The following is a 13,840-nucleotide window of genomic DNA, read 5'->3' on the forward strand; positions in this document are numbered from 1 at the left end:
TAGTCCACGGGCCCTTGCGCTTCGTGGCCCCGATCGAGCAACGAAACACGAACCCATGGAAGTCCGCATGCAACGCAGCAGCCGCCGCACGGTGTCCCGGCGCAATCCGCCGAACGCGTCCTCTTCTTCTTATTCGTCCGCCGCATTCGCGCAGGTCCGGCTCACGCCGCTGGTGCGCGCCATCGCGCTGCTGCTGGCCGGCGGCGCCGCGTTCGACGGTGCGCAGGCGCAGCAGGCGTTCAGCGGTGCGTGGATGGCGCAGAAGAACATGGCGCAGAGCACCGCGCTCGCCACCGGCCGCCTGCCCAACGGCCTGCCCGCCGCGATGCTCGCGGGGCCGCAGGCGCAGCAGCAACGTGCCAACGAACAGCTGCAGCAGTCCCTCGGCAACCTGAACCTGGCGGCGCGCGCCATCGCGGCGCAGCAGTCGGCGCAGGCCGCGGCGCGCGCCGCCGCGCACGACCCGTCGGTGCCCGACGGCCTGGCCGAAGGCGGCCTGAAGGTCGACACGAACGCGCTCACCGCCGGCTGGCACAACGCACGCCCGCTCACCACTGATTCACAGCGCCAGGCCGCGGGCCGCACCGTGGTCACGGTCGAGCAGACGGCCGACAAGGCGATCCTCAACTGGGAGACCTTCAACGTCGGGCGCAACACCACGGTGAAGTTCGACCAGCAGGCCAGCTGGTCGGTGCTCAACCGCGTGAACGATCCGAAGGCGCGGCCTTCGCAGATCCAGGGGCAGATCCAGGCCGACGGCACGGTGATGGTCGTGAACCGCAACGGCATCGTGTTCAGCGGCAGCAGCCAGGTCGACACGCGCAACCTCGTGGCCGCGGCCGTGGGGATGAGCGACGCGCAGTTCAAGCGCGGCCTGTACAGCGAAACGCGCGGCAGCACCCAGGTGCCGGTGCTGGCCAACGACCTGGTGCTCCACGCCACCGGCGCCACGCACGGCGCGGCCACCGCCGACGTGGTGGTGGAGCCCGGCGCGCGCATCGCCACGCGCCGGCCCACCAGCGTGACCGAGGGCGGCGGCTACGTGCTGCTGGCCGGGCGCGAGGCCCACAATCACGGCAGCATCACGACCGCCAACGGCCAGACCGTGCTGGCCGCCGGCGACGCCTTCGTGATCCGCAAGGGCATGGGCACCGACGGCAACAGCGACTCGAGCACGCGCGGCAACGAGGTCGATCCGCTGCGCCTGGCCGGCAGCGCCGCCGGCCGCGCGCGCAACACCGGCCTGATCGCCGCGCCGACCGGCGACGTGACCTTGGTCGGCAAGACCGTGGAGCAGCAGGGCGTGCTGCTGTCCAGCAGCTCGGTCAACACGCGCGGCACGCTGCACCTGCGGGCGGTGGGCGAGGCCGGCGAGGCGCGCGTCACGCTGGCGCCGCAGAGCACCAGCGCGATCGTGCTGGAGAACGACGGCGCGACCGCGCTCGACGTGCAGCGCGACACCCTGCTGAAGGACTCGATGCGCCTGAGCGACGGCGGCTACAACCGCCGCGACCAGTCGCTGGTGAAGATCGACTCGGCCGGTGACATCGACTTCGACGGCGGCTCGCTCACCCTGGCCACCGGCGGCCAGGTGCAGGCACGCGCCGAGCGCCGCACGCGCGTCGCCAGCGGCGCCGCCATCGACGTGGCGGGCGCGGTCGGCGTGAGCGTGGCCATGGCGTCGAACAACGTGAAGATCAACGTGCAGGGCAACGAGCAGCGCGATGCGCCGATCAACCGCGACGGCAAGCGCCTGAACAACCTGGACATGTGGATCGACCGCCGCGACCTCGTGCGCGTGGCAGCCGGCGTCAACGGCTACGTCGGCGAGCGCTGGTACACCGGCGGCGGGCTGCTGGAGGTCGGCGGCTACCTCAACACCGACGGCCACACGGTCGGCGAATGGGCCGCGTCGGGCGGCACGGTGGCCTTTGCCGGCGGCGAGCTGGTCACGCAGCGTGGCTCGCGCATCAACGTGGCCGGCGGCACGCTCGATGTGCAGACCGGCCGGCTGCAGCAGAGCTGGCTCAAGGGTCCCGACGGGCGCCTGTACAACCTGTCGACCGCGCCGGCCGACATCGTCTACACCGGCCTGTACCGCGGCTTCGAGGACGAACACGCGCGCTGGGGCAAGACCACCACCGGCTACTTCTACAACCCGCTGATCGCGCCGCGCGAACGGCTGGAAAACGGCTACACCGTGGGCCGCGATGCCGGCCAGGTGCAGGTCGGCACGCGCGCCGCGGTGCTCGAAGGCGACATCGACGCCACCGTGTTCCAGGGCGAGCGCCAGCAGCGCAAGCGCGATGCGGGCCTGGACAGCTACCGCCAGCTGCAGACCGCGGCCCCGCTGGCCGGGCGCCTGGTCATCGGCGGCGTGGCGCCGGTCTACGACGCCGCCACTGGCCTGCTGCGCGACAACCCCTCCGCGCGGGTCGACCGCGTCACCTTCGCCGAGGCGCCGATCTCGCCCGCCGCGCTGGCCGATGCACTGGCCGCCGGCGAGGCGCTGCCGAAGGAGCTCGCGGGCCATGTGCGCATCGACAGCCAATGGCTGCAGCGCCAGCGCCTGGGCGGCGTCGTCGCCTATGCGAACGACACGGTGGCGGTGACGTCGGCCCTTGCCGTCGCACCCGGCGGCAGCATCGCGCTGCACGCGCCCACGGTGACGGTGGATGCCGATCTGGTCGCGCGCGGCGGCAGCATCGCGCTGGGCGACCTGGTCAGCCGCTTCGCCAGCGCCAACGGCGGCAGCTGGGTCGACATCTCCATTGCCGACGTGCTGCCGGTCGGCTACGCGCCGCGCGTGGCGGTGGGCGAGGGCGTGCGGCTGGATGCGCGCGGCCTGTGGAGCCACATCGCGCAGTCGCCCGATCGCATCGAGGGCCTGCCCTATGTCGATGGCGGGCAGGTCACGCTGCGCAGCACCGGCGATGTGGTGCTCGGCGCGCGCAGCCTGGTCGACGTGTCGGGCGGCGCGGCCCTGCTGGCCGGCAACGAACTGCGCGGCGGCCGCGGCGGCGACGTGACGCTGATGGCGGCCCAGCCCGGCAACGAAGGCGCGGGCCCCGGCACGTTGCGCATGGATGGCGAGGTGCGCGGCCACGGCGTGAAGGGCGGCGGCAAGCTGACGCTGGCCAACGGCGCGGCCATCGGCATCGGCGAGCTGCCCGCCGGCGGCGACGGGCAGCTCGCGGCGGGGCGCCGCAGCACCGTGCACCTGCGGCTGGCCGGCGACTACGTGATCGCGGCCGGCAGCGAGATCCCGATGGACTTCGCCGTCACGGTGTCGCGCGCGCTGCCGGGCGAGGCGCTCAAGGAGAGCGTGCAACCCGGCGTCAGCAACGCGCGCACCGTCATCACCGGCGCCGACTGGGTGGTGCCGTCGGGCACGCAGGCGTTCCTGCTCGACGGCAAGGGCTACGAGCCGGGCCAGACGGTGCCGGCCGGCAGCGTGCTGGCGGCCATCACCCTGCTGTCCCAGGGCTACGTGCTGCCCAAGGACGTTTTCCCCTCGGGCCTGCCGATCCCGCCCAAGACCACGTCGTACAAGGCCGGCACGGTGGCCGCCGCCGACACCGTGATGCCCGCGGGCACGCCGATCGTCGCGGGCACCGCGCTGCCGCGCGCGGTCGCGGTGCAGCCGCTGCTGCGCCTGGACACCGACCTGTTCCACAGCGGCTTCGCGCAGTACACGGTGCGCGGCCAGGACGGCGTGGCCGTGGCCGACGGCGCGCGCGTGGACGTGCGCATGCCGGTGCAGCGCTTCGACCCCGTCGCCGGCGCGCTCGCGCCCACCGGCGCCGACCCGTCCGTCGCGCTGCCGCTGTGGTCCCCGCCGGCGTACCAGGACGACCCGGTGAAGCAGAAGCTCACCCAGCGCGCCGGCGCCGACCTGACGCTGGAGGCCGGCACGCTCTACCAGCGCGCGCCGCTGGTGGTGGGCGAGGGCGCCCACATCGCGCTCGATCCGGGCCGCACGCTCACGCTGCGCGGCAACGACCAGATCACCGTCGATGGCACGCTCTCGGCCTGGGGCGGGCGCGTCGCGCTGCTGCCGGGCGATCACGGCACGGGCAACGCGCGCAACCTGGCCGACGGCATGCCCAACGCACGCTCGTACTGGATCGGCGAGCACGCGCTGATCGACGTCGCCGCGCGCCCGGTGGTGGCCACCGACGCGCGCGGCCACCGCTACGGCCAGGTGGCCAACGGCGGCACCATCGAGATCGGCGCGCGCCACGTGCTCGATGCCACGCAGGTGGACGCGGCCGATGCCTTCGTGGTGCTGCGCCCCGGCGCGCGGCTGGAGGCTTCGGGCACCTCGGCGACGCTCGACCTGCCGGGCCGTGGCGCCACCGAGGTCGCCAGCCACGGCGGCACCATCGCGCTCAGTTCTTTCCGCGGCCTGTTCCTGGACAGCGACATGCGCGCCGCGGCGGGTGGCGCGGGCGCGGCCGGCGGCATGCTGGCGCTGAACCTGGACACGCCCATCTACGGCACCGTGGCGCGCTACAACCTGAAGGGCGAGAACGTCGACGACGCGGTGCGCGTGCCGCGCGAGATGCTGCTGGCGCAGGTGCAGGGCCGCAGCGCGGTGGCCGACGCCGCGGGCCTGCGCCCGGGCCAGGCGCACGGCGCGCTGGCCTACGGCACGGCGCGCATCGGCGTCGACCGCATCCACGACGGCGGCTTCGACAACCTGTCGCTGCTCAGCCACGGCATGCTGTCCTTCGACGGCAGCGTCGACCTCTCTCTGGGCCAGAGCCTGCGCCTGACCACCACCGCGCTGGCCCTGGCCGAGGCGTCCGCACCCGATGCGCGTGTGGCCCTGGCGGCGCCCTACATCCGCCTGGCCGCCAGCGGGCGCACCCAGATCGACGACTACATCCTGCCCAACCCGGTGCTCGGCTCGCGCAACGCGGGCGGAGGGGCCGGCACGCTGGGCGTGCCGCTGGTGTCGGCCGGCAGTTCGCTGCGGCTGGACGCGCAGCTCATCGACCTGGCGGGCATGGTGCAGCAGGGCGTGCGCGGCACCATCGTGCGCAACGTGCCCGAGGACCTGGTCGTGGAGCGCAACGCCTTCGACCGCACGCTGCTGCGCAGCAGCGGCGACCTGCGCTTCTCGAACAACGCCAGGTTCTACGTGCCGGGCGACCTCACGCTGGCGGCGGCGCAGATCTACCCGGCCACCGGCGACAGCGGGCTGGTGCAGGTCGGCCAGCGCAACGTCATCGACAAGTGGGGCACCCGCCAGGCCGAGATGGACATGAACCGCCGGCTGGTGATCGAGCGCGTGGGCGACACGCCGGCCATGCCGCAGTCGGCCTTCGGTTCGCTCACCTTCCACGCCGCCCACATCGAGCAGCGCGGCGTGCTGCGCGCGCCGCTGGGCGGCATCGCGCTGGGCAGCGTCTTCGGCGACACCTCCACCAGCACCGTGCAGCTGCATGCGGGCAGCCTGACCTCGGTCAGCGCCGACGGGCTGCTGATGCCCTACGGCGGCACGCAGGACGGGCTGACCTATCTCTTCAACGGCAAGGACGTGGCCTACCGCGTGCCCGGCGTCGGCCCGGCCATCACGCTGTCCGGCCACGCGGTGGACGTGCGCGAGGGCGCGGTGCTCGACATGTCGGGCGGCGGCACGCTCACCGGCACCGCCTTCCTGGCCGGGCGCGGCGGCTCCACCGACGCGCGCATGCATCCGCTGGTGCAGGTGGGCGCGCAGCGCAAGGGCTTCGTGCTGCCCGGCCTGGCCACCAACCCGGTCTATGCCATCGTGCCGGGCGTGCAGCCGCTGCAGGCGCCGCTCAACGCCGAGAAGGGCGCGAGCGATCCGGCGCTGGGCCGGCAGATCACCGTCGGCACCGGCGTGCCCGGCCTGGCGCCGGGCCGCTACACGCTGATGCCGTCCACCTACGCGCTGCTGCCCGGCGCCTTCCGCGTCGAGCTCAACGGGCTGGCCGCGCAGGTCGGCGCGCCGGGCAGCGCGACGGCGATGCGCAACGGCTCCTACACCGCGCCCGCGCAACTGGGCGTGGCCGGCACCGGCATCCACGACGCGCTGCCGCTGCAGGCGGTGTTCACGCCGGGCGACGTGCTGCGCACCTACGCGCAGTACAACGAGACCGGCTACGCCGACTTCGCCGTGGCACAGGCGCTGCGCGACGGCGTGCCGCGTCCGCTGCTGGAGCGCGACGCCAAGGCGCTGCGCTTCCAGTTCGGCCTGAAGGGTTCGGCGGGCGAGATGCCCGGCGAACCCGCGCTGCGCTTCGCCGGCACCGCGCGCTACGCCACGGTGGGCGACGGCATGGGCGGCACGGCGCTGGTGCTCGGCGGAACGGCACGCTCCTTCGAGGTGCTGGGCGACGGCGCCGCGCCCACGCCGGACTTCAAGGGCACCTCGCTGCATGCGCGCGACCTCAACGCCATCGGCGCCGCGCAGCTGGCCATCGGCGGCGCGCCGGCGGGCACCTTCGTGCAGGACGCCACCGCGGCCGACCGGCTGAGGGACGCCAACCGCCTGGGCTTCAGCGGCGCCGCCGAAGGCATCGTGCTGCGCGAGGGCGCGGTGCTGCGCGCGGGCGAGGTGTTCCTGGTCACCGACCGCCGCGACTCGGGCATCACCGTCGAGTCCGGCGCCGGCATCGACACGCTGGGCCGCGGGCCGGCGGCCTGGGACTCGCGCCGCGGCTACATCTACGAGCCGGGCTTGCGCAGCGTGCTGGCGGTGTCCAACGGCTGGATCGACATCCAGCCACCGTCCGCGTCCAGCGGCGGCCAAACGGGCCCCGGTCGCATCGATATCGGCGTGTGCGCCCCCAGCGGCAATTGCAGCGCCGGCGCGCGGCTGTATTCCGAAGGCACCATCACCGCCGCCACCGACCAGGCTTTCACGCTGGGTGAAAGCACGCGCTACGGCACGCGCAACCTGGTGCTGGCGCTGGGCGGCATCAACGTCGGCGGCGAACGCGCGCTGGGCGACGCCGCCGCGCGCGGCGCGTTGCCGCCGGGCCTGACGCTGAACCAGTCCGTGCTAGACCGCCTGCTGCGCGGCGACACCAGCACCGGCGCGCCGGCGCTGGAGAACCTGGTGTTCACCGTGCGCGACGCGGTCAACTTCTTCGGCTCCACGCAGCTGTCGACCATCGACCCCGCCACCGGCCGGTCGACGATCGCGCGCCTGATGCTGACCACGCCCGCGATCTACGGCTGGGGCGATGCCGACAGTGTGGCGCGCATCCACACCGACGTGCTGGTGTGGAACGGCACGCGCACGCCGCCCGGCCTGGTGGCCACCGGCGGCGCGGGCACCGGCAGCGGCCGGCTGCAGATCGACGCCAGGCGCATCGAACTGGGCGCCGCGCGCGACATGCGCGTGGACACCGTGCACGACATGGACCGGCTGGTGCTGGGCTTCGGCGAGGTGCAACTCAACGCCAGCGAGCAGGTCACGGCGCGCCAGAAGGGCTCGCTCTCGGTCTACCAGTCGCAGGGCGCGTGGGACGAGGCGGCCAAGGGCCATGTGCGCACAGGCGGCGCGCTGCGCATCGATACGCCACTCCTGACCGGCGAGGCCGGCTCGGTGATGCGCTACACCGCCGGCGGCGACGTGCGCGTGGCTGCGCCGCAAGGCATGCGGCCGGCCACGATGACCGACGCCGAGGCGTCGCGCGCGCTGGGTGCCGAGATCGCCATCGACGGGCGCAGCGTGACGCTCGACACCGCCGTGGTGCTGCCCAGCGGCAAGCTGGTGCTGCGCGCCGACGGCGACGTGCAGCTGAACGACGGCGCACGGCTGGACCTGGCCGGCCGGCGCCTGCGCTTCTTCGACGTCGACAAGTACAGCTGGGGCGGCGACGTGGAGATCGAAAGCCGCACGGGCAACGTGCGCCAGGCACAGGGCGCGCAGATCGATCTGTCGGCGCAGAACAACCGCGCCGGCCGGCTGGCCGTCACCGCGCTCGGCGCGGGCGCCGGCCAGGTCGAGCTGCTGGGGCGCATCGCGGGAGGCAGCAGTGGCGAGTACGACGCGGGCGGCACGGCGGTGCCCTACGCGGCGGGGCGCATCGACGTGCGCGCGCAGCGCCTGGCCGACTTCGCCGGCCTGAACCGCCGCCTGACCGACGGCGGCGTGGTCGGCGAGCGCAGCTTCCAGCTCAAGCAGGGCGACCTGGTGGTGGGCGACGAGCTGAAGGCGCGCGAGATCAACCTCTCGGTCGACGGCGGCCACCTCACCGTGGCCGGCACCGTGGACGCCGGCGGCGTGCAGGTCGGCAGCATCCGGCTGGCGGCACGCGACGGCGTCACCCTCGCCGGCAACGCGCTGCTCGATGCGCACGGCACGCGGCTGCGCGTGGACAGCTACGGCCAGGCCATCGAGGCGCCCAACCGCGCCACCATCGAGATCGACAGCGGCAAGGGCCGGCTGGTGCTGGAGAGCGGCGCGCGCATGGACCTGCGCGCCGGCACCGACGGCACGCCGCGCGCCTTCGGCACGGTGGAGCTCAACGCGCCGCGCCTGGGCGGCGCGCGCGGCAACGACATCGACATCGACGCCGGCGGAACGCAGCGCATCGAGGGCGCGCGCACGATCACCGTCAACGGCTTCTTCCGCTACGACGACGCGCCCACGGGCACCGACCCGGACATCAGCGGGCGGCCCTACCAGCGCATCGACCAGGCCTACCTGCAGGCCAAGCACGAGGACAGCACGGCCTTCATGCGCAACGTGCTGGCCAACAGTGCGCTGGTCGACGGCCGGCTGGCCGGGCTGCGCGCGTACGGCGACGCCTTCCACCTGCGCCCCGGCGTGCAGATCGTGAGCCGGACGCCCGATGGCGACCTGCAGATCGACGGCGACCTCGACCTTTCGGCCTTCCGCTACGACAGCCTCAACGCGCGCACGCAGCGCACCGGCGTCTACGGCTCGGGCGAGGCCGGCGCGCTGGTGATGCGCGCGGGCGGCAACCTGAAGATCCACGGCAGCATCAACGACGGCTTCGACACCTCGGCGCTGCCGGCCACGCGCGACGACGACGGCTGGGTGCTGCTGAAAGGGCGCGTGCCCTTCGGCGGCGACGTGGTGGTGCCGCGCGGCGGCGCCGTCACGCTGGCCGAGAACACCTTCCTGCAGCCCGGTCGTGCGCTCAACTTCCAGGCGCCGCTCAAGGCCATGAGCCTGGCCGCCGGCACCGTGCTGCCGGTGCGCGCGGTGCTCACCGAGGGCTACACGCTGCCCGCGGGCACCGTGCTCGGTGGCGCGGTGCGCGATGCGTCCGGCCAGGTCCTTCATCCGGCCGGCACCGTGCTGGCGCAGCCGCTCGTGCTGGGCGTGAACATGCAGCTGGACCCCGGCGTGCGGCTGGCGGGCGCGGCCAAGGTCGGCCCGATGCTGTGGCCGGTCGGCGTGCCGCTGCCGTTCCCCGACGGCGCTGTGCTGGACGTCAACCAGCCGCCGTTCTACCGCTACAACGGCCCGGTGCTGGCGCGCGAGGTGCCGCTGCAGCGCGGCGCCGTCATCCCGGCCGAGACGGTGGTCGTGCTGCCCGGCGGCGCGGCGTCGGTGCGGCTGCGCCTGGCCGATGGCGACGGCAACCAGGGCCGCAACTTCGCCATCGCGCCGATGCTGGCCGAGGGCTCGCAGTCGTGGTCGATGCGCCTGGTGGCTGGCGCCGACACGCAGGCCGCCGACAGCCGCGCGCTGCAGCCGCGCGGGCCGCAGCGCGACCTGCTGCTGGCCGACACGCACTACGGCAACGCCTTCACGAAGGAGCTGGTCTCCGGCGGCAAGGTGTGGTCCTGGAACCAGCAGGCGGCCGACGAAGGCTGGGGCAGCTTGGGCAGCATCCTCACGCCGGAGGAGGTGTCCTGGGGCATGTGCGACATCGGCTACTGCGACCTGGTCTCCGAGACCCCCGAGGTCTGGGACTTCAAGTCCTACCCCGTGCGCCAGCCGCTGTTCAGCGTGGTGCGCACCGGCACCGGCGACCTGGACCTGCTGGCCGGCAACGACTTCACGCAGCGCTCGCCCTACGGCATCTACACCGCCGGCACCCGCGCCGCGGCGCGCGCCGACGACGCCGACTTCCACCTGCCGCGCGCCAAGGGCCCGCAAGGCACGGTGCTCAACGGCGGCTACGACATCTTCGAGCAGTTCGTCGACAGCCAGAGCCTGTACCGCGCCTGGTACCCCGACCACGGCGGCAACCTGCGCATGCGCGTGCAAGGCGATGCGCGCGGCGACACCATCGGCGTGCGCGGCAACATGCGCCGCACGACCGACGAACTGGGCATCTTTCGCAAGCAGATGCCCAGCGCCATGCTCGGCAACTGGCTGTGGCGCCAGGGCACCGGCAGCGTGGTGCCGGGCGCCGAGGGCGTGCCCACCGCGTGGTGGGTCAACTTCGGCAGCTACGTCGCGGGCCACGAGGGCACGACCTACGACCTCGGCGGCCTCTGGCCCTACCTGGTCGGCTTCACCGGCATCGGCACGCTGGGCGGCGGCAACCTGGTGTTCGAGACCGGCGGCAACGCCGGGATGATGGAGCAGATGGGCGACCACAGCGCCACCTACGTGGCGCGCAGCCAGGGCCTGCATCTCGCCGTGGGCAGCACCGGCCGCGTGACGCGCGCGGGCGAGCTGCTGCTGACCGGCGGCGGCGACCTGGACGTGCGCATCGGCGGCACGCTGAACCCGGCGCCCGAGGTGCGCGCCGTGCCCGCCAGCACCACCTGGCAGGCCGGCAGCCTCCAGCGCTACGACCGCATGCGGCTGGACCTGAACGGGGTCTTCGCCAACCTGCGCGGCGCGCTGCGGCTGGAAAGCGGCGCGGTGGGCGGCATCGCGCTGGACTTCGGCACGCCCGGCCCGAAGGACTCGCGCGCGCTCAGCCCCTACGTCGCCGGCTCGTCGATCGCCTCGGGCGGCCCGGTGCTGATTCCCGGCGATGCCGGCGTGCGGCTCGATGCACGCGGCGACCTGGTGCTGGGCGGCGTGGCCGATCCGGGGCGCGTGCCCACGCTCACGCACGGCACGCCCTTCAGCGCCAACGGCACGCAGCACCCCGGCGAGGGCTGGACCTGGTTCTCGCTGTGGACGCCGTCGACCGCGATCGACCTGTTCAGCGCCGGCGGCAACCTCACGCCGACACTGGGCTGGACCGACCTGGGCGATCGCACCAACCACCAGGCGACCGACGGCCGCTTCGTCTACCCGGCGGTGCTGCGCGCGCTGGCGGCCAGCGGCAGCCTGTACTACGGCAGCGCGAGCTCGGGCGTGCGCGACGAATCGAGCAACGGGCCGGTGCTGTCGCCCTGGAGCCTCACGCTGGCGCCGTCGCCGGTCGGCCCGCAGTACGCGGTGAAGCGCACCGCGCAGCTGGAGCTGCTGGCGCGCGACTCCATTCACGCGGCGGGCTACACCGTCACGCCCTCGGGCGCCGATCCGTCGCGGCTGGTGGACCCGTTCCAGCCGGGCTTCGCCGCGCTGGGCGGCGAACTCTGGTACGGCCGCGAGCTGATCCACAACACGGCCGCCGACGCGCTGCTGCCCTCCATTGCACTGGACGGCCAGAATTCGTGGCTGCGCTTTCCGCTGTTCACGCTCACCTCGCCCAGCGTGGCCGACGTGGCGCCGGCGGGCCAGCCGCCGTCGCGCTTCTATGCGCTGGAGGGCGACATCGTGGGCCTGCGCACCGGCTCGATCGTCTACCGCGGCTCCAACACCGGCGTGGCGACGCCGAACGGGCTCTGGTACGAAGGGGCGGGCCCGGTGGCGATCCGCGCCGGGCGCGACATCGTCGGCGCCGGCACCGCGCTGGGCGAGGTCGATCTCGTGCCGTCGGAGGGCGCGGGCTGGCGCGGGCGCGACTTCCCCGGCCGGCCGGAACTGCCGCCGCAGCCGCAGACGCTGAACGCCGCCTCGGCGCGCGGCAACCTGATCGTGCACCGCCACGCCGACGACGTGTCGGTGGTGGAGGCCGGGCGCGACATCCGCAACAGCAGCTTCCACATCGCCGGCCCCGGCGAGCTGGTACTGAGCGCCGGGCGCGAGCTGTACATGGCCGACAAGGGCGAGCTCAAGAGCCTGGGCGCCATCGTCAACGTGAAGCCAGGCGACCGCAGCAGCGGCGCCGGCATCTCGGTGGCGGTGGGCGTGGGCCGCGACGGGCCGGACTGGGCCGGCTTCGCCGCGCGCTATCTCGACCCCAAGCGCCGCGCCGCGAGCGGCCAGCCCTTCGCCGACCAGCCCGGCACCGCGCTGTACAGCTACGGCGGCGAGCTCACGCTGGCCGGCTGGCTGTCGCAGCAGTTCGGCTACGGCGGCGACGAGGCTGGCGCCGACGCCTACCTGAAGCGCAAGCAGGCCGAGATCGACGGCCAGCGCGGCGAAGGCGGCGGCAGCACGCGCCGGGACCTCGTGCGCGAGTTCGGCCTGGCCGAAGGCCTGCACCTGGTGAACTGGCTGCGCGATCGCTTCGGCGGGCGCAACAGCCAGGGCCGCCACTTCGACGCCGCCACCATGGACGCGCAGGCCTTCTTCGCCGCGCTGCCGCCCGAGCAGCAGCAGGTGTACCTGCGCAACGTGTACTTCGCCGAACTGCGCGCCGGCGGGCGCGAGTACAACGAAGAGGGCGGTCCGCGCCGGGGCAGCTACCTGCGCGGGCGCGAGGCCATCGCCACGCTGTTCCCCGCCCAGGGCGCGGACGGCAGCGCGCGCCGCTACCAGGGCGACCTGACCATGTTCAGCAGCGCCAACTACTACGCGAGCAGCTCGGACCCGTTCACCAAGCGCCCGCAGGCCGGCAAGAGCTACCTGCGGCGCGACGCCTGGACGGCCGCCGGCCGGCCCAGCGACATCGGCGTGTACGACGCGCTCGATGCCGGCATCCACACCAACTTCGGCGGCAACGTGAACATCCTCGTGCCGGGCGGGCGCACGCTGGTGGGGGTGGACGGCGGCTTCGTGCCGGGCGAGGGCTCGGGCGTGCTGACGCAGGGCGCGGGCGAGGTGCAGATCTATTCGCTGGACAGCATCCTGCTGGGCCAGAGCCGCATCTTCACCACCTTCGGCGGCGGCATCCTGGCCTGGTCGGCGCAGGGCGACATCAACGCCGGGCGCGGCTCCAAGTCGACCGTGGTCTACACGCCGCAGCGGCGCCTGTACGACGACGCCGGCAACGTCAGCCTGTCGCCGACCACGCCCAACACCGGCGCCGGCATCGCCACGCTGAACCCGATCCCCGAGGTGCCGCCGGGCGACATCGACCTGATCGCGCCGCTGGGCACCATCGACGCCGGCGAGGCGGGCATCCGCGTGTCGGGCAACGTGAACCTGGCGGCGCTGCGCGTGGCCAACGCCGAGAACATCCAGGTGCAGGGCAAGTCCACCGGCGTCCCGGTGGTGGCGGCGGTGAACGTGGGCGCGCTCACCAACGCCAGCGCCGCCGCCTCGCAGGCCGCCACCGCGGCGCAGGACGCCGTGCAGCGCGACCGCGCGGCGCAGCGCCAGGCGCTGCCCTCGGTGTTCACCGTGCGCGTGCTCGGTTTCGGCAACGAACCCGCGGGCGGCGAGGGCGGTGGCAATGGTGCCGGCCGCGAGCGCAGCGGCGCAGCCTACGACCCCAAGGGCGTGGTGCAGGTGCTCGGCGCGGGCGCGCTCACGACCGCGCAGATGCAGTCGCTCACGCCGGGCGAGCAGCGGGGGCTGAAACGCTGAGGCGCTGAACCTTTGCGCTACCCGCGCAGGCGGAAAAAACACAAGGGCCTCCCATGCGGAGGCCCTTCTTCTTATGTGCGCGAAACCCGTCGCGCCGGACCTCGTGCCGATTTCTTGATG

1 protein-coding gene is annotated in these 13,840 nt (G+C 73.7%); it reads left to right on the forward strand.

Going from position 1 to position 13,840, the window contains the following annotated elements; translation table 11 throughout:
* The first annotated feature begins 67 nt into the window (after positions 1-67).
* A complete protein-coding gene (locus tag ACAM52_RS07085; RefSeq protein WP_369646541.1) occupies positions 68-13,720 on the forward strand; it encodes a filamentous haemagglutinin family protein in 13,653 nt (4,550 codons plus the stop codon).
* The last annotated feature ends 120 nt before the right edge of the window (positions 13,721-13,840 follow it).

The sequence above is a fragment of the Variovorax sp. V118 genome, from assembly GCF_041154445.1.
Lineage (GTDB): Bacteria > Pseudomonadota > Gammaproteobacteria > Burkholderiales > Burkholderiaceae_C > Variovorax > Variovorax boronicumulans.

Bases quoted from the DNA above. Each gene is read 5' to 3' on its own strand.
- ACAM52_RS07085 (WP_369646541.1), top strand. From the start codon at position 68: ATGCAACGCAGCAGCCGCCGCACGGTGTCCCGGCGCAATCCGCCGAAC.